The 19,740-nt window shown below is 61.0% G+C and carries 15 protein-coding genes and 1 pseudogene; 7 read left to right on the top strand and 9 right to left on the bottom strand.

Annotation, left to right across the window (positions count from 1 at the left end):
- Window positions 1–179: 179 nt before the first annotated feature.
- Window positions 180–1,160, top strand: a complete 981-nt coding sequence (locus PVE35_RS05595; RefSeq protein ID WP_277373914.1) for an IS5 family transposase — start codon at window positions 180–182, stop codon at window positions 1,158–1,160.
- A 146-nt stretch (window positions 1,161–1,306) separates the two neighbouring features.
- Here PVE35_RS05595 and PVE35_RS05590 read toward each other — a convergent pair whose 3' ends face one another.
- Window positions 1,307–2,197 carry a hypothetical protein gene (locus PVE35_RS05590; protein WP_268181906.1) on the bottom strand — a complete coding sequence of 297 codons (891 nt, stop codon included), beginning with the start codon at window positions 2,195–2,197 and terminating at the stop codon, window positions 1,307–1,309.
- Between the two features lie 169 nt (window positions 2,198–2,366).
- Here PVE35_RS05590 and PVE35_RS05585 point away from each other — a divergent pair.
- From PVE35_RS05585 to PVE35_RS05570, 4 genes and pseudogenes are all read left to right on the top strand, one after another.
- Window positions 2,367–2,988, top strand: a pseudogene (locus tag PVE35_RS05585) (transposase).
- Between the two features lie 1,207 nt (window positions 2,989–4,195).
- Complete coding sequence (locus tag PVE35_RS05580; RefSeq protein WP_268181905.1) at window positions 4,196–5,338, top strand: efflux RND transporter periplasmic adaptor subunit; 1,143 nt, start codon at window positions 4,196–4,198, stop codon at window positions 5,336–5,338.
- A gap of 60 nt (window positions 5,339–5,398) precedes the next feature.
- Entirely contained in the window at window positions 5,399–8,458 is a 3,060-nt protein-coding gene (locus PVE35_RS05575) for a multidrug efflux RND transporter permease subunit (protein WP_277374056.1), read from the top strand.
- A 171-nt stretch (window positions 8,459–8,629) separates the two neighbouring features.
- Entirely contained in the window at window positions 8,630–8,860 is a 231-nt protein-coding gene (locus PVE35_RS05570; protein WP_277374055.1) for a hypothetical protein, read from the top strand.
- Between the two features lie 219 nt (window positions 8,861–9,079).
- Here PVE35_RS05570 and PVE35_RS05565 read toward each other — a convergent pair whose 3' ends face one another.
- From PVE35_RS05565 to PVE35_RS05535, 7 genes are all read right to left on the bottom strand, one after another.
- Window positions 9,080–9,709 carry an FKBP-type peptidyl-prolyl cis-trans isomerase gene (locus tag PVE35_RS05565; RefSeq protein ID WP_268181899.1) on the bottom strand — a complete coding sequence of 210 codons (630 nt, stop codon included), beginning with the start codon at window positions 9,707–9,709 and terminating at the stop codon, window positions 9,080–9,082.
- A 149-nt stretch (window positions 9,710–9,858) separates the two neighbouring features.
- The gene (locus PVE35_RS05560; RefSeq protein WP_277374054.1) at window positions 9,859–9,996 is read right to left on the bottom strand and encodes a DUF2256 domain-containing protein; all 138 of its coding nucleotides are present in this window, start codon (window positions 9,994–9,996) and stop codon (window positions 9,859–9,861) included.
- Window positions 9,993–11,528 (bottom strand): cryptochrome/photolyase family protein, encoded by a 1,536-nt coding sequence (locus PVE35_RS05555; RefSeq protein WP_268181895.1) that lies wholly within the window; start codon window positions 11,526–11,528, stop codon window positions 9,993–9,995. The genes PVE35_RS05560 and PVE35_RS05555 overlap by 4 nt, the downstream gene beginning before the upstream one ends.
- Before the next feature lie 8 nt (window positions 11,529–11,536).
- On the bottom strand, window positions 11,537–11,839 hold the full coding sequence (locus tag PVE35_RS05550) for a DUF6482 family protein (RefSeq protein ID WP_277374053.1): 303 nt from the start codon (window positions 11,837–11,839) through the stop codon (window positions 11,537–11,539).
- Between the two features lie 141 nt (window positions 11,840–11,980).
- Window positions 11,981–12,475 carry a TIGR00645 family protein gene (locus PVE35_RS05545; protein WP_268181892.1) on the bottom strand — a complete coding sequence of 165 codons (495 nt, stop codon included), beginning with the start codon at window positions 12,473–12,475 and terminating at the stop codon, window positions 11,981–11,983.
- Window positions 12,476–12,614: 139 nt separating this feature from the next.
- Window positions 12,615–12,968: a hypothetical protein gene (locus tag PVE35_RS05540; RefSeq protein ID WP_268181890.1), complete on the bottom strand. Its 354-nt coding sequence runs from the start codon at window positions 12,966–12,968 to the stop codon at window positions 12,615–12,617.
- A 165-nt stretch (window positions 12,969–13,133) separates the two neighbouring features.
- Entirely contained in the window at window positions 13,134–15,608 is a 2,475-nt protein-coding gene (locus PVE35_RS05535; RefSeq protein ID WP_268181889.1) for an ATP-binding protein, read from the bottom strand.
- Between the two features lie 184 nt (window positions 15,609–15,792).
- Between PVE35_RS05535 and PVE35_RS05530 the strand changes: the two genes are divergently transcribed.
- Window positions 15,793–17,430, top strand: a complete 1,638-nt coding sequence (locus tag PVE35_RS05530) for a cation:proton antiporter family protein (protein ID WP_277374052.1) — start codon at window positions 15,793–15,795, stop codon at window positions 17,428–17,430.
- Here PVE35_RS05530 and PVE35_RS05525 read toward each other — a convergent pair.
- Window positions 17,423–17,734, bottom strand: coding sequence for a TraR/DksA family transcriptional regulator (locus PVE35_RS05525; protein WP_268181885.1), 312 nt, complete (start codon window positions 17,732–17,734; stop codon window positions 17,423–17,425). The two genes, PVE35_RS05530 and PVE35_RS05525, sit on opposite strands and share 8 nt — an antisense overlap.
- Before the next feature lie 164 nt (window positions 17,735–17,898).
- Between PVE35_RS05525 and PVE35_RS05520 the strand changes: the two genes are divergently transcribed.
- Window positions 17,899–19,731, top strand: coding sequence for a DUF4105 domain-containing protein (locus PVE35_RS05520; RefSeq protein WP_277374051.1), 1,833 nt, complete (start codon window positions 17,899–17,901; stop codon window positions 19,729–19,731).
- The last annotated feature ends 9 nt before the right edge of the window (window positions 19,732–19,740 follow it).

Below are 19,740 nucleotides of genomic sequence, written 5' to 3'. Positions count from 1 at the left end.
AGGTCTGGTCTTGCTCATTCGTAGGATGGGTTGAGTACAACGAAACCCATCATGTCCCTGCCCCCTGGGTATCGCTGCGTTCAAGCCAGGCTACTTACTTGAGCGGCTTGTTAAGGAAAGTCTGAAGAAGACCTCCCGTTTCTGGTGAAATAGGCCAATCCCGTTGCCCGAGTTTCTCAATGAAGCAAATGACTTTCGCCGACGCCGAATACGCCGGTAAACGTAAGCAGACCCGCAAGGAGCTGTTCCTGATCGAGATGGATCAGGTTGTGCCCTGGAAGGGGTTGGTGGCACTGATCGAGCCGCATTATCCCAAAGGTGAAGGCGGTCGGCCGGCCTACCCGTTGATGGCTATGCTGCGGGTACACCTGATGCAGAACTGGTTCGGCTACAGCGATCCTGCAATGGAAGAGGCCCTGTATGAAACGACCATTCTGCGCCAATTCGCAGGCTTGAGCCTGGAGCGTATCCCGGACGAAACGACCATCCTCAATTTCCGTCGACTGCTGGAGAAGCATGACCTGGCTGTCGGCATTCTCGGTGTCATCAATGGCTACCTGGGCGACCGTGGCCTGTCCTTGCGTCAAGGCACCATCGTCGATGCCACGCTGATTCATGCACCCAGTTCGACCAAGAACAAGGAAGGCAAACGCGATCCCGACATGCACCAGACCAAGAAAGGCAACCAGTACTACTTCGGTGCCAAGGCACATATCGGGGTCGATGTGGAGTCGGGGTTGGTGCACCACATCCATGTCACAGCCGCCAATGTTGCGGACGTCACCCAGGTGGACAAGCTGCTGCATGGCGAAGAGAACATGGTGGCGGCTGACGCCGGTTATACGGGCGTCGAGAAGCGCGAGGAGCATGAGGGGCGCCAGGTCATCTGGCAGATCGCGGCTCGGCGCAGCACGTACGAAAAGCACGGCAAGAAAAGTGCACTGTACAAGGCATACCGCAGCCTCGAGAAAGCCAAAGCGCAGACCCGCTCGAAGGTTGAGCACCCGTTCCGGGTGATCAAACGCCAGTTTGGTTACACCAAGGTGCGGTTTCGTGGCTTGGCGAAGAACACCGTCCAGATGGTGACGTTATTCGCTCTGTCGAACCTGTGGATGGCACGCCGATATTTGTTGGTGGGTGCAGGAGAGGTGCGTCTGTAATGTGGAAAATGGCCTCCGCAGGTTGATTGCGGAGGTCAGAAACGGAGAAACAAGCGGGTTATCTGAGCATTTTCGATCAGATGGACTCTTTCAAAATCGGCAGTGGCCGAAGTCGGCCAGAAATAGCGGCCTATTTCAGACCTTCCTTAAGAGACATTTCTCACTTCCTCTTTTACTAGTTCGTCTACAGCATATATTTTTGTGTAATATTTGAACTCCAGAGGCGACAGCATACGATCTATAAAATCTTTCATTTCTTCTACATTTTCATCTGTAGCTATAGCAAACACTAAAGAAAAATCTTTCTTTTCGACTTCATTTAGTGATTCATAAAATGCTCGAAATCGATGAACAAGACCTGATACCATGGACGAACTCATTGTATTCTTGTTCATACGTTTAATTTCAATGGCAGTGATGTTACTTCCTTTTCGAATAACCCCATCAAAAATAAATCTATACCTGTCATTTTGAAACTTCATATCACGCTCAATAGTTTCACCAAACTCATTCTCTAACTTGGCAATTAGAATATCTTCAAGCAACCTTCCTTCCCTCATTCTTTGTCTATTGATGCTTCTCAATATTTCAGAATGCTTAGCTCTTTCTTCTGACGTGCTAATTTTCCCCATGCTTAGTCGTATCTCTGAATCCACTACAGCCTCCTTTACCTTCTCAAGGTCAACAGAATTCACAGAGTCATTACCCAACTCTTGAATATTGTTCGTTAGGAGATCATCGTTCAATTCATTCTCCATCTTTAAGAAGATTTCTGATGCAGAGGCCTTTTGAAGGTTTACAAAGTGCTCTTCATTTTGAAAATCTGAAGGAGCATAAAGAACCTTGTAATTCCAATTAAGAGTTATGAAAAATAATATGACCAAAGTAAAGGGAAAAATCATGAGAAACCATATAAAAAGCTCCTGATTATTTGGGGCTATGTGTGGCAGAACCATTGCTCCACTGATTTCAGCAATTCCAGCAAAAATAGCAATAACGGATAAAGGGTTTTTTATTGTACCAAATTTATTTTGCATTGGTCCTTTCCATCTGGTTTACGCTAGACACGCCTCTTAACGTTTGGTTAAGGGGCGGGCTTTAGCCCGTCCCAGTGAGCGAAGCAAACGGTTTGAATGCTGTAATGGACTCCCCAACGCCACAGTTCTATACCTGAGTGCTGTGGTAGCTGAAATTGGGAGAGCTGTTATGAAGTGCATTGCCGTTGATCTGGCCAAGTCCGTTTACCAAGTTGCCGAGAGTGTCCGTTTCGGCCAGGTGGTGCAGCGCAAGCGGCTGAACCGGGAGGCGTTCAGGCGATATATACAGGAGCAGGCCGAGCCGGTCGAGTGGGTGATGGAAGCCTGCGGCACAGCGCATTACTGGGGACGGTTGGCGCAATCGCTGGGACATCAGGTCCGGCTGCTGCATCCGCGTTACGTGCGGCCCTATCGTCGGCGCAACAAGACCGACCGCAACGACTGCGATGCCATGCTGGAAGCCGCGCGCTGCACCGATATTCATCCCGTGCCGGTGAAGAGCCACGATCAACAACAGCTCCAGCAATTGCATGGACTGCGGGAAACCTGGAAGAAGAGCCGCACCCTGCGCATCAACCTGCTGCGCGGCATGGCTGACGGCACAACGCTGCCAGGCCCGTACACCTGAAAAGCTGACGCAGTTACAGCGATGGGCCGTCGAGACGGCAGCCCGTATCGGTCACAACAAAGCAGCAGTGGCCCTGGCCAATAAGCTGGTGCGGATCTGCTGGGCGGTGTGGTGCCATGAGCAGCGGTTCAGTGGCAATTGGCAGAGCGTAAAGCCCGCCTGACGGCGGGGGTAATCAGAAAGGTGTGATGGTTTTCTTGTGGTTGTGGTGAATAGCGAAACTGTCGGAACAGGCGAGTCCTGCAGCGGAACAAGGCCGATAACAATGATGATCCCAGGGATCGATTGAACGCTTGGCCCCCGCTGTGCGAAATACAGAATGGCCAGGGCGCAAGAGCCCACAACAGGCCGGATATACGAATGCAACCGCGCTGACGACAGGATCGAAAAGCTATTGCTCACTACTTGCGGGGGTAGTCCATATACATTGTTAGCTGACACGCTGCGCATGTAGTGACCGCATAAGAGATTCTCGCGTAGTTAGGTCTTTAACAAAGGAGCTAATTTCTTCAGATGGCATGGTAATTTTGATAGAAAAGTTGGTTCGGGATAATAGTGCTCTTTCTCTTGGTGATCTTGAGGTGTACAGCTCAGGGGGGAGAGTAGAGCCGTGGATTGCAATTGATAAAGACTCGCCATCAAAGGAGGAGTTGAAATCGACGCTATCGATGTACCGTATTATTGAGCCATACTCACATGCTGAGCGGCCTTCGCGCTCACTGATTTGACCAAAGATACGGAGTGGCGTGATTTGGTCTTCTTTTGGCCATGTACCGGTGGTGGCGAGCGATAAAAACTCGCCAGGTGAGAGAAAGAGGCTGATATGGGGACCGTCTTCTCTGATTTGGCTTTCAGATAACGATGAGCTCTCTAGATTCCAGAAATAGAAGATGCTTCGGCTGTATTCAGGCCGAATGTGGGCTTTTATAAGTTCGTCGTTGATGCGGACTGAGCATTCCATGGCGGCAGCTAACAGTGATTAGATAGAAGGCGGTACTAATCCAATAGTAGAGCCTTCCATATAACTCTGCACCATCCAGCTCACAAGCCTTCAAAAAGATCTTGAAAATCAAATCTTTGCGCCTACGCCGACACAGCACGCCGTATTCGCTTGACCTCCGCTTTTGCCCCCTCAATTACGATGGGATAGACAAAAAGCCCACGGATTGCAGCCAACCTTTCCTGCCGAACCACGCCCACAACGCTCGCCCCCGTGACAACGGCGCAAAGCACCAGCAGCCGCCAAAATGCCGCTTTCAGCGCTTAAATACCTTGCAAATGAGCGCTTTTTGACATCGTCAGCGAGCGGCACTATCGTGCTCAGTCCTGCCTATTCCAGGCTCGACCCCGCTCTGCCAAGGAACCGGAATATGTTGCTCCGCCGCATGCTGATCATGCTGGGTGCCGTCTTGCTCGTGGTGCTCGCCCTCGCCGCCTATAAAGGCTTCTCGATCTATAAACAGGTGCAGATGTTCTCGGCGCCACAGCCGGCCATCAATATTTCCGCCGCCACCGCTATCGAGCAGCCGTGGCAAGGCCGCTTGCCAGCCATCGGTACGCTCAAAGCCTATCAGGGCGTGGACTTGTCCGCAGAGGTCGAGGGGATCGTGCGTGAGGTGCTGTTCGAGTCGGGGCAGAAAGTTCAGCGCGGTCAGGCGCTGATCCAGCTCGACAGCGAGGTGGAGCGCGCCAGCCTGGCCACCGCCGAGGCCGAGCGCAGCCTGGCGCAGATCGAGTACGAACGCGGACGCAGCCTAGTCAGCCGCTCGAACATTTCCAAGAGCGAGTTCGACCGCCTGGCCTCGACCCTGCAGAAGGCCACCGCCAGCGTCGCCCAACTCAAGGCGCAGCTAGACAAGAAGCGCATCAACGCGCCCTTCTCCGGCACCATTGGCATTCGCCAGGTCGACCCCGGCACCTACCTGTCCCCAGGCGCGGCCATCGCCACCCTGCAGGATCTGTCGCAACTGAACGTGGACTTCTTCCTGCCCGAGCAGCAGGCGCCGAAACTGGCCGTCGGCCAACGCGTGCAGGTCAGCGTCGCCGCTTACCCGGGCGAGACCTTCGCCGGCAGCATCAGCGCCATCAACCCCAAGGTGGAGAAAGACACCCGCAACCTGCAGGTGCGCGCCACCCTGGCCAACCCGGACGAGAAGCTGCTGCCCGGTATGTTCGCCAATCTGCAGGTGGAGTTGCCGTCCGACCAGGCCCGGATCACCGTGCCGGAAACCGCCATCACCTACACCCTGTATGGCAACTCGGTGTACCTGATCAGCGAGAAGCAGGACGACAAGGGCGAGGCGGTGAAGACCGATGACGGCAAGCCCTATCTGGTGGTGCAGCGCCATTTCGTCACCACGGGCGAGCGGCGTGACGGTAGCGTGGTGATCCTCGAAGGCTTGAAGGCCGGCCAGCAGGTGGTCATTTCCGGCCAGTTGAAACTGGACAACGGTTCTCATGTGGCCATCGTGGATGATCCCGTGCAGCCCAGCATCGAGCCGAGCGCCAACTGACGAACCCCGTGGCCGCCCCTATGTAGGCGGCCACGGTCAGCAACAGCCAAGGAACCCATCATGGCTTTCACCGATCCTTTCATCCGTCGCCCCGTGCTGGCCACCGTGGTCAGCCTGCTGATCGTCCTGCTCGGCATCCAGGCGTTCGGCAAGCTGGTCATCCGCCAGTACCCGCAGATGGAAAACGCCCTGATCACGGTCACCACCGCCTACCCCGGCGCCAATGCCGAGACCATCCAGGGCTATATCACCCAGCCACTGCAGCAAAGCCTGGCCAGCGCCGAAGGCATCGACTACATGACCTCGTCGAGCCAGCAGAACCTGTCCACCATCTCCATCTACGCGCGCATCGGCGCCAACAGCGACCGCCTGTTCACCGAGTTGCTGGCCAAGGCCAACGAGGTGAAGAACCAGTTGCCGCAGGACGCCGAAGACCCGGTGTTGAGCAAGGAAGCAGCCGATGCCTCGGCGCTGATGTATGTCAGCTTCTACAGCAAGGAGCTGTCCAACCCGCAGATCACCGATTACCTCTCAAGGGTGATCCAGCCCAAGCTGGCCACCCTGCCCGGCATGGCCGAGGCGCAGATCCTCGGTAACCAGGTGTTCGCCATGCGCCTGTGGCTGGATCCGGTGAAGATGGCCGCCTACGGCGTGACCGCAGGCGACCTCAACGATGCCGTGCGCAAGTACAACTTCCTCTCTGCCGCCGGCGAGGTGAAGGGCGAGTACGTGGTCACCAGCATCAACGCCAGCACCGACCTGAAATCACCCGAGGCCTTCGGCTCCATTCCGGTGAAGACCCAGGGCGATAGCCGCGTGCTGGTGCGTGACATCGCGCGGGTGGAAATGGGCGCGGCCAGCTACGACGCGATCAGCTCCTTCGACGGCATACCCTCGGTGTACATCGCCATCAAGGGTACGCCCAGCGCCAACCCGCTGGACGTGATCAAGCACGTGCGCGCGGCCATGCCCGACCTGGAAGCGCAGTTGCCGCCGAACCTCAAGGTGGCCATCGCCTACGACGCCACCGAGTTCATCCAGGCCTCCATCGACGAGGTGGTGAAGACGCTGGGCGAAGCGGTGCTGATCGTCATAGTCGTGGTATTCCTGTTCCTCGGTGCCTTCCGCTCGGTGCTGATCCCGGTGGTCACCATTCCGCTGTCGATGATCGGCGTGTTGTTCTTCATGCAGTTGATGGGCTATTCGATCAACCTGCTCACCCTGCTGGCCATGGTGCTGGCCATCGGCCTGGTGGTGGACGATGCCATCGTGGTGGTGGAGAACATCCACCGCCATATCGAAGAGGGCAAGACGCCGTTCGACGCGGCCATCGAAGGGGCGCGCGAGATCGCCATGCCGGTGATCTCCATGACCATCACCCTGGCCGCGGTGTACGCGCCCATCGGTTTTCTCGAAGGCCTGACCGGCGCGCTATTCAAGGAGTTCGCCCTGACCCTGGCCGGCGCGGTGATCATCTCCGGCATCGTTGCCCTGACCCTGTCGCCGATGATGTGCGCCAAGCTGCTGCGCCACGAGGAGAATCCCTCGGGCCTGGCGCACCGCCTGGATCAGCTATTCGACAAACTCAAGCAGCGTTATCAGAAGATGCTCCACGGCACCCTGAACACTCGCCCGGTGGTGGTGGTGTTCGGCCTGATCGTGATGGCGCTGATCCCGGTGCTCCTCAGTTTCTCGCAGAACGAACTGGCGCCCGAGGAAGACCAGGGCATCGTGTTCATGATGACCCAGTCGCCACAGCCCACCAACCTGGACTACATGAACGCCTACACCGACCAGTTCGTGGAGATCTTCAAGACCTTCCCCGAGTATTACTCGTCGTTCCAGATCAATGGCTTCAACGGCGTGCAGTCGGGTATCGGCGGCTTCCTGCTCAAGCCCTGGGATCAGCGTTCGCGCACGCAGATGGAGATCCTTCCGGAGGTGCAAGCCAAGCTCGACAAGATTCCCGGCCTGCAGATCTTCGGTTTCAACCTGCCGTCGCTACCGGGCACGGGCGAAGGCCTGCCGTTCCAGTTCGTGGTCAACACGCCGAACGATTACGAGTCGCTGCTGCAGGTGGCCGAGCGGATCAAGGCGCGCGCGCAGGAGTCCGGCAAGTTCGCTTTCCTCAATATCGACCTAGCGTTCGACAAGCCGGAGATCGTCGTCGATATCGACCGCGAGAAGGCCGCACAGATGGGCGTGTCCATGCAGGATCTGGGTACCACCCTGGCCAGCCTGCTGGGTGAAGGCGAGATCAACCGCTTCACCATCGACGGGCGCAGTTACAAGGTGATCGCCCAGGTGGAGCGCGCCTACCGTGACAATCCGGGCTGGCTGGACAGCTACTACGTGCGCAGCGAAAGCGGCCAGATGGTGCCACTGGGCACGCTGATCAGCATCAGCGACCGCGCACGGCCGACCAAGCTCAACCAGTTCCAGCAGCTCAACTCGGCGATCATCCAGGGCTTCCCTATCGTCAGCATGGGCGATGCCATCGACACCGTGACCCAGATCGCCCGTGAGGAAGCGCCGCGCGGCTACAGCTACGACTACGCCGGCGCTTCGCGCCAATACGTGCAGGAAGGCAGTGCGCTGTTCCTCACCTTCGGCCTGGCACTGGCGATCATCTTCCTGGTGCTGGCGGCGCAGTTCGAGAGTTTCCGCGACCCGCTGGTGATCCTGGTTACCGTGCCGCTGTCGATCTGTGGCGCACTGGTGCCGATCTTCCTCGGCTTCTCGACCATGAACATCTACACCCAGGTGGGCCTGGTGACGCTGATCGGCCTGATCAGCAAGCACGGCATCCTCATCGTCGAGTTCGCCAACCAGTTGCGTCGCGAGAAAGGGCTGAAGGTGCGCGAGGCCATCGAGGAAGCCGCCGCCATCCGCCTGCGCCCGGTGTTGATGACCACTGCTGCCATGGTCTTCGGCATGGTGCCGCTGATCCTCGCCACGGGTGCTGGTGCGGTGAGCCGCTTCGACATCGGCCTGGTGATCGCCACCGGCATGAGCGTCGGCACGCTGTTCACCCTGTTCGTGCTGCCCTGCGTCTACAGCCTGCTGGCCAAGCCGGACGCCGAGCCGCAACAGCAAGCGCAGGCCTCGCCCGCTCACTGATCAGGGCCTTAACCCGTAGGGTGCGCCGTGCGCACCGCCTCTCGGCTTATCGGGAGCGGTGCGCATAGCGCACCCTACGATGACCAAACGACAAAAGGTCGCAATTAACTCTTGCTATTTACGTAATAGGAATTATTCTCAGTTACGTAATGACGGCCAAGGAGAATTGCCATGACCTACCTGATCGATGCCTGGCTGGATCGGCCACATCCCTATCTGCGCATCCTCAACCGCCAGACCGGCGAAGTCTGCGCCGTGCTGGAAGAAGACGCGCTGGACGAGCTGCGTGACCAGGGTGACCTGGATCTGCACGAACTCAACTCCAGCGAGCCCGGCGTGCTCAAGGAGCTGGTGCGCAGCCTGTTCCTGTTCTGCTACGCACGGGCCTTGCGCCCGTCCTGAAACGAAACGGCCCCCTGCCATGCAGAGGGCCGCTCGTTCATAGGGTGGACGACGCTTCACCCGTCCACCGCCGCCAGGGTGTACAAGAACAGCGTGTGCAATTGTTCGGTGCGCAAACACAAACGGGGCGCCCTGTTACCAGGGCGCCCCGTTTCGTTGGATCAGGCTGCCATGTAGGGTGCGCTGTGCGCACCGAAGCAACGGCCAGCTACTCAAGGCTTACAGGATGTCGAGCAGCTCGACATCAAACACCAGCACGCTGTGCGGCGGGATGCTGCCAACACCCTGGGCGCCGTAGGCCAGCTCGCTCGGCACGTGCAGGCGCCACTTGCTGCCGGTGCCCATCAGTTGCAGGGCCTCGACCCAGCCTGGGATCACGCCGCCAACCGGGAATTCCGCCGGCTGGCCGCGCTCGTAGGAGCTGTCGAACACGGTGCCGTCGATCAGGGTGCCGTGGTAGTGGGTACGCACCTGGTCGTCCGCCGAGGGCTTGCTGCCCTCGCCCGCCACCAGCACTTCGTACTGCAGGCCGGACGGCAGCACGGTCACGCCTTCACGCTTGGCATTCTCGGCCAGGTAGGCGCGGCCTTCGCCCGCAGCGGCTTCGGCCTTGGCAGCGGCCTCGGCCTGCATGATTTCGCGGATGACCTTGAAGCTGGCGCCCAGTTCAGCCTCGGAAACGCGGCTGGCCTGGCCAGTGAAGGCATCGGTCAGACCGGCGAGGATGGCCTGCAGGTCGACGCCCGGTGGCGGGTTATCGCGCAGTTGACCACCGAGCTGGCGGCCGATGCCGTAGCTGACGCGGCCCTCGTCGGAGGACAGATCGGGGCTGAAGGTGAATTCGGACATGAAAAGGCTCCGCTAGGGGCTGCAAAAAGGCCGGCCAGACTAGCACAGAAGCCGGGCGCGGAGTCATGGCAAGGTGCCAAGCCTGTCGCGGCGCAAGCCCCTCCCACAGCAGATTCCGTGGGAGGCGCTTCAGCGGCGACAGCCCGGTTCTATAGGTACTTGCGCCCGCGCCGGCAGCGCTCGGAGCAGTAGCGCACCTCATCCCAGCCGCGCGCCCACTTCTTGCGCCAGGTGAACGGCAGGCCGCAGACCAGGCAGGTCTTCACCGGCAACTGACTCTTCTTCATAGCCTCTGTCCGGCATCGAGCCGGGCCAGCAGGCGCTCACCCCAGTTCCACAACGCCTGCTGCTTGGCCTCACTCATGCGCGCCAGATTACGGTAGACCATGCCGATGCGCGGGTTGCGCTCCAGGCGCTCGCGATGGCGCATGAGGAAGTGCCAATACAACGCATTGAACGGGCAGGCAGAGTCGCCGGTGCTCTCACCCACCTTGTAGCTGCAGCCCTGGCAATGGTTGGACATGCGCTTGATGTACTGCCCGCTGGCGCAATAGGGCTTGGAGCCCAGGTAGCCGCCGTCGGCGTGCATCACCATACCCAGGGTGTTGGGCAGCTCGACCCAGTCGAAGGCATCCATGTATACGGCCAGGTACCAGTCGCAGATGGCCTTGGGCGCGATACCGGCGAGCAGGGCGAAGTTGCCGGTGACCATCAGCCGCTGGATATGGTGGGCGTAGGCATATTCCAGGGTCTGACCGACGGCCTGGCGCATGCAGTTCATGCGCGTGTTACCTGTCCAGTAGAACTCCGGCAATGCCCGCGAATTGCTGAAGGTGTTGCCCTCGGCATACTCCGGCATGCGCAGCCAGTAGATACCGCGCACGTACTCGCGCCAGCCGATCAACTGACGGATGAAGCCTTCGGCAGCATTCAACGGCACCTCGCCCGCACGATAGGCCGCCTGCACCTCGCTGCACAGCCTGCGCATGTCGAGTAAGCCGATGTTCAGCGCGGCGCTGATGCGTGAATGGAAGAGAAAGGGTTCGTCATCGGCCATGGCGTCCTGGTAATCGCCGAAGTCGGCCAGGCCATGAGCGAGAAAATGCTGCCACAGGCGTTCGGCCTGCTCGGCGGTCACCGGGTAGTCGAAGCCGTCCAGACGACCGTAGTGATGGGCGAAGCGCTGCGCCACCAGCTCCAGCACCTCACGGCTGATGCCATCCGGCTCGATCTGCAACGGTGGCGGCGGCCGCACGCCTTTGGGTAATGCCTTGCGGTTGTCGGCATCGAAGTTCCAGGCACCGCCCTCGGGGCTGCCGTCCGGGTTCAGCAGCAGGCCGCTGACGCGGCGCATCTCGCGGTAGAAGAACTCCATGCGCAATTGCTTGCGCCCCTGCGCCCAGGCGGCGAAGGTCTCGCGCGAGCAGAGAAAGCGTGTGTCCGGGTGCCAGTGAATCGGCACGCCGCAATGGCGTAGCGCCTGTTCCAGGCGCCAATCGCCACACTCGGTCAGATGTACCTCGGCCGGATTCAACTGCTGCGTCCAGCGTTGCAACTCACCGGGCAGCGAGCCGCTGTTGGCAGGATCGTCCAGCTTCACGTAGTGCACCTGCAGGCCCTGCCCGCGCAGGGCCTCGGCGAAGTGCCGCATGGCGCTGAAGATGAAGGCGATCTTCTTGGGGTGATGGGGCACATGGCTGGCCTCCTCCATCACCTCGGCCAGCAGGATGCGATCACGCTGTGGATCAACGTCGTGCAACGCGCCGAGCCCAAGGGTGAGCTGGTCACCCAGCACCAGGATCAGGCGGCGCACGCTCACTTTGGCCGTCACCAACCGGAACGAAAGGCGATGGGCACACGCAGGCTGTTGTCAGCCGATGGCATGCCGCACATCTCGTCATGCACCGAACTGTGCACCAGAAAGAATGGCATTACTGGCATCTCCTGCAACAGGTCGCGGGCATGTTCGACCGAGCGCAGATTGAGCATGCTGCCCTGCTCATCGCGAATCGGATGAGGATGGCCATCCATACGTGCCTCGAGCAGGTAGATGCCGCCCTCCAGGGAGATCAGGTTGAGTTCATCGATGCGTCCGGCCTGGGCGTGGGTGGAAAGGTCATTGAGCTTCATGGCATATCCTCGTTTTCGCGAAAACTATACAAAAATCTATACAAAAACAATTCTTGTACAGCAAAACAAAAGCACAAGGCCCAAACGAAACCGCCCGTCCGTTTTGCAACGGACGGGCGGCGGTGAAGCGCGGCGGGCGGATCAGTTGTCGTGCTTGGTCAGCTTGTCCAGATAGCCCATGGCGAAAGCGGAGCCAACGAAGGTCAGGTGGATGATGACGTACCACTTGAGGTATTGCAGATCGTAGCTCTTGGCGTCCATGAACACCTTGAGCAGATGAATGGAGGAAATCGCCACGATGGAGGCCGCCACTTTCATCTTCAGTGAGCTGGAATCCATCTTGCCGAGCCAACTAAGCTTCTCGGTGTCCTCATGAATATCCAGGCGGGAAACGAAATTCTCGTAGCCCGAGAGCATCACCATCACCAGCAAGCCACCGACCAGCGCCATATCGATCAGCGACAACAACTTGAGGATCACATCCGCTTCGGCAAGGGAAAAGATCTGCGGCAGGATGTGATAGAGCTCTTGAAAGAATTTTACCGAAAGCGCCAGCACTGCCAGCGACAAACCGAAGTAGATGGGTGCCAGCAGCCAGCGCGAGGCATACATCACGTTTTCAACGAAGCGTTCCATGGGGGCTCACTGAAGATGGCAAAAACGGCGGCGAGTATAACCAGCGGCGCCGGGCATACAAAGCACAGCGAGATATTGTGGATAACCTTGTGGCCAGAATGCCGCTCGTACTGGCCGACAAGACCTGGGCGGGGGCAATTCAGCTCTGCCCGTCGGTATCCGGGCGGAAGCGATACTGCCCAGGGTAGCGACGCTGTGCGTCATTGAGGCGACGCAATTCAGCCTGGATGTGCAGGCTCCAGATCGGCAGTTCGTCGCACTTTTCATAACCTTGCACGGCCAGGCTCTCGACGATGGCCGCAAGCACCTCTTCAGCGGCCTGAGGCCCGTAGAATGGGCCTTGCGCCTTGATGGCGGAGGGTTGCGCGGCAGACATACCCGCCGCACAGATCAACGTCCAGCGGCCACTGTCCCCGGCCAATGGGCGAATCGAGCACTCGATGCGGGTCACGAGTCCCAGGCATTGACGAGTAAGGCAGAGGCTGCGCGACATGGCGGCTGTCCCTCGCAAGAACCAAGCATCAGCCTACACCCCGAATGCCCGAACTGGAAAGCCAAAGTTATCCACGCAAGCTGTGGATAACTCTGTTGATGACAAGTGTGCAACGGGCGCCGTGCGGCTACCCCTGCGGGTCAGGGACAGCCGTGCAAGAACTGATCAGTTCGTCGCCTCGTCATCGGCTTTCTTGCGACGCGGAGCGCGGGCCGGTTTGCTCGCCTCGGCAGCCTTATCCTTGATTTCGGCTGGTTTGCTCTCCTCCTCCAGGCCGATTTCGGCGATCTCGCGCAGGCGTTCGACCACGCGGGCGTTGATGCTGCCCTTGGGGAAACGCCCTTTTTCGTCCGGGTGCCCGGCCGGCTCGCCCACCAGCAGGCTCAGCGCTTCGTCGACATGACGCACGGCATAGACGTTGAACAGCCCTGCCCTCACCGCCTGCAAAACACGCTCGTCGAGCATCAGGTTGGCGACGTTGGAGTGCGGGATGATCGCCCCTTGCTCTCCGGTCAGGCCGCGTGCCTCGCACAGGCGGAAGAAGCCTTCGATCTTCTCGTTGACCCCGCCGACCGCCTGCACCTCGCCGAACTGGTTGATCGAGCCGGTGATGGCGAAGCACTGCTTGAGCGGCGTGCGCGACAACGCCGAGATCAGCGTGCACACCTCGCCGAGCGAGGCGCTGTCGCCATCGACGTAACCGTAGGATTGCTCCAGGGCGATGCTGGCGGAAATCTCCAGGGGGAATTCCTGGGCGTAACGACTGCCGAGAAAGCCGGTGAGGATCATCACGCCCTTGGAGTGAATCGGCTGGCCGAGGCTGACCTCACGCTCGATGTCGACGATGCCGCTGCCGCCCGGATAGACGGTGGCGGAAATCCGCGCTGGCACGCCGAAGGCGGAGTCGCCCACCTCCAGCACGGTGAGGCCATTGCACTTGCCGACGGCAGCGCCGCTGGTATCGATGAGGATGATCCCGGCCAGCATGTCATCGATGATCCGTGCCGACACACGGCCAGTACGGGTGGCCTTGGCCTTGAGCGCGCGCTCGATATGGCCGGCATCGGTGATGGGCTCGCCGGCGAGCTGGCGAATGAAATCGGCCTCGCTGACCAGTTGGAACAGGTCGCCGATGCGTGCCGACAGCCGCCCCTGATGCTCGGCCAGGCGCGCACTGTAGGTGGCCAGACGTGCCACGGCGGCACCGGTTAGCGGCGCCAGGCCCTCTTCCGAGGTGCGCGTCTTCATCAACTGGGCGAACTGCTCCAGGCTTTCCTCGGCCAGCGGGATATCCTCGTCGAAGTCCACCAGTACGCGGAACATCTCCTGGAAGTCCGGATCGGCGTCCTGCAGCGCGTAATAGAGCTGGCGTGAGCCGATGATGATGACCTTGAGCTGCAGCGGGATGACCTGCGGGTTGAGGGTGACGGTGGCGATGCGACCAAGATCGCCCAGGGGCGATTCCATCTTCAACTGGCGCGAATGCAGGGCGCGCTTGAGTGCTTCCCAGACGAAGGGCTCGCCGAGCAGTTTTTCCGCCTCCACCACCAGGTAGCCGCCGTTGGCCCGGTGCAGCGCGCCGGGGCGCAACTGCCGGTAGCTGGTGTACAGCGCGCCCTGGTCGGAGTTGTATTCGATACGGCCGAACAGGTTGTCGTAGGTCGGGTGCGGCTCGAACACCACCGGCGCGCCGCCGTTGGCGTGGTGGCCGACCACCAGGCTCGGGCAGTAGATCTCCTCCAGCAACTTGCGCAGTTGCGGGTCGGCCTTGTCCACGTCCACCAGTTGCTCGACCACGGTTTTCAGCAGGTTGACCTGCATGGCCTGTAGGTAGGCGCAGACGCCGGCGTTCTCCGCGTACTTCTCCGACAGCGGCGCCAGCAGCGGCTGCAGGGCGACAGTGATGGTTTCCTCGTTGAGCTGACGCAACTGGTTGCTCGACTCGCGCTTCCACTGCGGCAGGCTGGCCAGTTCTTCGTTCAGGCGCTCCTCCAGAGCGGCGATATCGGCATGGAAGCGCTCGCGCTCGGCCTCCGGCAACTGGGCGAATTCGGCCTCGTCCAGCGCCTTGCCATCGGCCATGGGGGTGAAGGCGATGTTGGTGCTGTCGCGGTACAGAGCGATGCCCTTCTCCAGCGACAGACGCTCGATCACGTCCAGCGCCTGGTCGTAGCGCTTGTTGAAGGCGCGGTCGATGGCACTCTTCTTCTGCTGATAGGTGGGCGTCTCGAACACCGCCGGGAAGGTGGCCAGCAGGTTGTCGATCAACTGGTTGATATCGGCGATGAACTCACCTGCCGTGCCGGCGGGCAGCTCCAGGGCACGCGGCTCACGCGGCTCGTCGAAGTGATTGACGTACACCCGGTCGGCCGGCGTGGCCATGCGTTTGGCTTCGGCCTTGAGGTAACGCTGGACGAAGGAGAAGCGCCCGGTGCCGGGTTCGCCCATGACGAACACGTTATAACCGGGGCGCGGCATGGCCACACCGAACTGCAGCGCCTCCACGGCACGGGACTGGCCCAGAACGCCGCGGAAGGGTTCGAGTTCATCGGTGCTGGTGAAGTTGAACTGCTCGGGGGCGAAGGGGCGGGTCAGTGATTCGGGGGCAAGGCGCAGTGCATCGAGGCTACGCTTGGACATTGGCGATCCTTACTAGCGGGCGGAGTGTTCCGCAAAACATGGGCTGATTCTGGGCCTGGGTCGCCGACAGGATCAAGGCTTGATTCACGGCAATGCACAAAATCGGGGCTGGGATAATCTGCCAGGCGATCCGCCATCGAGCCTGCACCCATCACAGGCAGCCCCAGCGCCAGGAGACCTGCCCATGAGTGCCTTCCAGGAAATTGCCGCCCTGCTCAGCCTGTCCGCCGTGCTGGGCATGCTCGCCGTGAGGTTGCGCCAACCCCTGATCATCGCCTACATCCTGGTGGGCATCCTCGCCGGGCCGGCAGTGATGAATCTGTCGGGCGATCACAGCTCGATCAGCCTGCTGGCGGAAATCGGCATCACCGTGCTGCTGTTCGTCGTCGGCCTCAAGCTGGACATGCAGTTGGTGCGCACCCTGGGCAGCGTCGCCCTGGCCACTGGCTTGGGGCAACTGAGCTTCACCATACTGTTCGGCCTGCTGCTGTGCCGCCTGCTCGGCCTGGACTGGATGAGCGCCGGCTACGTGGCCGTCGCGCTGACCTTCTCCAGCACCATCATCGTCGTCAAGCTGCTCTCGGACAAAGGCGAGATCGACTCCCTGCACGGGCGCATCGCCATGGGTTTTCTCATCGTGCAGGACATCGCCGTGGTGCTGGCCATGCTGGTGATCAGCCTGTACCAGCCGGCCAATGGCAAGCCTGGGCTGTCACCACTGACGCTGATCGGCGCCTTGCTGGCCAGCTTGCTGCTGCTCTACCTGTTGGTGCGCTTCGCCCTGCCGCGTCTGCTGGCCTCCATGGCCCGCTCGCCGGAGTTGCTGATGCTGGTGGCGGTGGCCTGGGGCACGCTGCTGGCCGGTGGTGCCGAGGCGCTGGGCCTGTCCAAGGAGCTGGGGGCCTTCATCGCTGGTTTCTGCCTGGCCTCCACGCCCCTACGCGAGGCCATCGCCAGCCGTCTGAGCAGCCTGCGCGACTTTCTCCTGCTGTTCTTCTTCCTGCACCTGGGCATTCAACTGGACTTTTCCTACCTGCACCAACAGATCGGCAGCGCCGTGGTGCTGTCGCTTTTCGTGCTGATCGGCAACCCGCTGATCGTCATGGCCATCATGGGCGCAATGGGTTATCGCAAGCGCACCGGCTTCATGGCCGGGCTGACGGTGGCGCAGATCAGCGAGTTCTCCATCATCTTCGTCGCCATGGGCATCAGCCTGGGCCACGTCGGCGGTGCGGTACTGGGGCTGACGACCCTGGTAGGCATCATCACCATCACCCTGTCCACCTACCTGATTCTCTACTCGCAGCCGCTGTTCGAGCGCCTTTCGCCCTGGCTCGGCATCTTCGAGCGGCGCGTCGCCCACCGCGAGAATGCCGAAGACAACGCCCCCAGCCAGACGCAGCCGGAAGTCATCGTCTACGGCCTGGGGCGCTACGGCCGGCAATTGGCGCTGCGTCTGCAGGAGGGTGGCCTGCGCGTGCTGGGCGTGGACTTCGACCCACAGGCCCTGGCCAGCGCCCGCCAGGCCGGGCTGGGCGTGTGCTACGGCGACGCCGAGGACGCCGACTTCATCGCCCACCTGCCGCTGCAACAGGCCCGCGCGCTGGTCAGCACCATCCCCCAGCGCGAGGTCAACGCCCTGCTGCTGCGCGCCGCGCGCCACGCCGGCTTTCGTGGCAGCGTAACCCTCAGCGCCTTTCGCGAGGGGGATCTGGAAGCCTTCAACCGCGCGGGGGCTGCCAGCGTCCTGCAACCTTACATCGATGCCGCCGACTCGGCTGCCCGGCGCCTGCTGCAGGAGGTCACGCAGCCGCTCAGTTGAACTGCGCGCAGCTCAGGCAATATTGCGCGACCGGCATGGCCGCCAGACGCGCCGCCTCGATCGGCTCGCCGCAGCACAGGCACTGCCCGTAGCGCCCATCGGCCAGGCGCTGCTGCGCCTGCTGCACCAGCAGCAGGCCATGTTCGGCCTCGGCCAGCAGGGCTTCGAGCACCTCGTCGTTTTGCCGCTGCTGCGCCTGTTCGGCGAAATCCGCCGAATGGCTGCGCGCCAGGTCGCGGCGAATCGCCTCGGCGCGGGTGGCATAGTCACGGAACAGCGCATCCAACACATCACGGTGAGCCATGAGCGATCTCCTTGGATAAACGGGTACCCAGTGTGCTGCGCCGCGCAAGGTGCATGACTGACGCCGATCAGTACTTGCAGAAAATCCCCCGCTGCACTGCCTTGACACCCGGCACGCCACTGGCCAAAGCTCGCCCATCGCCACAAGACAGAAGAACAGCGACCTTGAAACGGATAGTCACCGTCCTCGCCCTGAGCCTCAGCCTTCCCCTGCACGCCGCCACGCTGGAACAACTCGCCGACGACCCCTACTGGATCGCCCTCGGCCACTATGAAACCGGCAAGCTCGGCGGCTGGCGCAGCTATGTCGACGACGATGATTTCTTTCTCGCCGAAGACGGTGCCCATGACCCGGCCGCCGAACTCCAGGCCACGCTGAAGGCGCTGTACCAACCCGCCGACCTGGGTGACCGCCACCCGCAGTGCATCTACCCGGCGCGTACCCGTTGGCTCAAGGCGCAACTGCAGCTCAATGACCTGCCGATCCCGGATTGCGCCGAATACCGCCGCTGGATCACCGACATCAACCCGCACAGCACGGTGCTGGTATTCCCGGCCGCCTACCTGAACAGCCCCTCGTCTATGTTCGGCCATACCCTGCTGCGCATCGACCAGCCCGATATCGACAGCCACAACACCGCGCTACTGAGCTACGCGCTGAACTTCGGCGCCTTTATCGAAGGCAACGACAACAGCCTCCTCTACGCCTGGCGTGGCCTGATGGGTGGCTACCCGGGCCTGTTCGCCCTGGTGCCCTACCATGACAAGCTCAGCGAATACAGCCGCCTGGAAAACCGCGACCTGTGGGAATACCGCCTGAACCTGACGCCGGAAGAGACGGCACGCATGGTCGAGCACGTATGGGAGCTCAAGCAGATCCGCTTCGACTACTTCTTCTTCGACGAGAACTGCTCCTACCGCCTACTGGAGCTGCTGGAGATCGCCCGCCCCGGCATCGAGCTGACCGAGCACTTCCCACTCACCGCCATCCCCACCGATACCGTGCGCGCGGTGAAGGATGCTGGGCTGATCGAGCGCATCGACTACCGCCCCTCGCGCGAGCGTGAACTAATGGCCCGCGCCGAGCCGCTGGATGCCGACGAGCAGGCCTGGGTATTGCGCCTGAGCGAAGACCCGGCGCAGTTGCACGATGCCGCGTTCACCGCCCTGCCCAGCGAGCGCCGCGCGCTGATCCAGGACGCCGCCTTCCGCCTGGTGCGCTACCACGCCAACGACAACGAACGCAGCGTCACCGCAAAGCGCAGCTTCCAGTTGCTCGGCGCGATCAGCCGCAACCCGCCGCCAGCACTGGACATCGAGCGCCCGCCACTGCCCGAGGAAGGCCACCAGTCGCGCACCTGGCAACTGGCCGGCGGCAGCCGCGACGACCGCGCCTTCGCCGAGTACGGCCTGCGCATGGCCTACCACGACCTCAACGACAACCTCGACGGCTTCCCCCTCGGCGCGCAGATCGAGATCCTCCAGCTCAAGCTGCGCCAGTACGAGAACAACCACTGGCAACTGCAACGCCTGGATCTGGCCAACATCCGCTCGCTGACGCCGCGCAACACCCTGCTGCAGCCGCTATCCTGGCAGGTGGGCGGAGGGCTGGAACGGGTGCTCGGCAAGGATGGCGAAACACCACTGGTGGCGCACATCAGCGGCGGTGCCGGGGCCAGTTGGCAACTCAGCGACCACCTGCTCGGTTTCACCCTCGGCACCGCACGGCTGGAATACAACGAGGATTTCGCCGCCGTCGTATCCCCCGCCCTGGGCTTCAACGGTGGCCTGCTGTGGCGCAACCCGCTGGGCAACATGACACTGGAAGCGGCTGGCGACTACTTCCACAACGGCGAAGTACGCCGGCGCCTGTCGCTCAACCAGCAATGGGAAGTGTCACGCAACCTCGGCCTGCGCCTGAGCGCCCAGCGCGAATTCAGCCAACTGGCCAGCCCGGTCAACGAAGTGAAGCTGGAGCTGCGCTGGTATCACTACTGACGCAGCGGC

It is taken from the genome of Pseudomonas sp. AA-38 (assembly GCF_029457475.1).
In the GTDB taxonomy this organism is placed as follows: domain Bacteria; phylum Pseudomonadota; class Gammaproteobacteria; order Pseudomonadales; family Pseudomonadaceae; genus Aquipseudomonas.
This window is presented reverse-complemented; position numbering and strand designations above follow the sequence as displayed.

What these genes read in the sequence shown, in the direction of transcription:
- PVE35_RS05595 (WP_277373914.1), top strand. Translation starts at nt 180, where the DNA reads ATGAAGCAAATGACTTTCGCCGACGCCGAATACGCCGGTAAACGTAAG.
- PVE35_RS05560 (WP_277374054.1), bottom strand. Translation starts at nt 9,996, where the DNA reads ATGAAGAAGAGTCAGTTGCCGGTGAAGACCTGCCTGGTCTGCGGCCTG.
- PVE35_RS05530 (WP_277374052.1), top strand. Translation starts at nt 15,793, where the DNA reads ATGAGTGCCTTCCAGGAAATTGCCGCCCTGCTCAGCCTGTCCGCCGTG.
- PVE35_RS05590 (WP_268181906.1), bottom strand. Translation starts at nt 2,197, where the DNA reads ATGCAAAATAAATTTGGTACAATAAAAAACCCTTTATCCGTTATTGCT.
- PVE35_RS05570 (WP_277374055.1), top strand. Translation starts at nt 8,630, where the DNA reads ATGACCTACCTGATCGATGCCTGGCTGGATCGGCCACATCCCTATCTG.
- PVE35_RS05525 (WP_268181885.1), bottom strand. Translation starts at nt 17,734, where the DNA reads ATGGCTCACCGTGATGTGTTGGATGCGCTGTTCCGTGACTATGCCACC.
- PVE35_RS05550 (WP_277374053.1), bottom strand. Translation starts at nt 11,839, where the DNA reads ATGAAGCTCAATGACCTTTCCACCCACGCCCAGGCCGGACGCATCGAT.
- PVE35_RS05575 (WP_277374056.1), top strand. Translation starts at nt 5,399, where the DNA reads ATGGCTTTCACCGATCCTTTCATCCGTCGCCCCGTGCTGGCCACCGTG.
- PVE35_RS05540 (WP_268181890.1), bottom strand. Translation starts at nt 12,968, where the DNA reads ATGTCGCGCAGCCTCTGCCTTACTCGTCAATGCCTGGGACTCGTGACC.
- PVE35_RS05565 (WP_268181899.1), bottom strand. Translation starts at nt 9,709, where the DNA reads ATGTCCGAATTCACCTTCAGCCCCGATCTGTCCTCCGACGAGGGCCGC.
- PVE35_RS05535 (WP_268181889.1), bottom strand. Translation starts at nt 15,608, where the DNA reads ATGTCCAAGCGTAGCCTCGATGCACTGCGCCTTGCCCCCGAATCACTG.
- PVE35_RS05545 (WP_268181892.1), bottom strand. Translation starts at nt 12,475, where the DNA reads ATGGAACGCTTCGTTGAAAACGTGATGTATGCCTCGCGCTGGCTGCTG.
- PVE35_RS05580 (WP_268181905.1), top strand. Translation starts at nt 4,196, where the DNA reads ATGTTGCTCCGCCGCATGCTGATCATGCTGGGTGCCGTCTTGCTCGTG.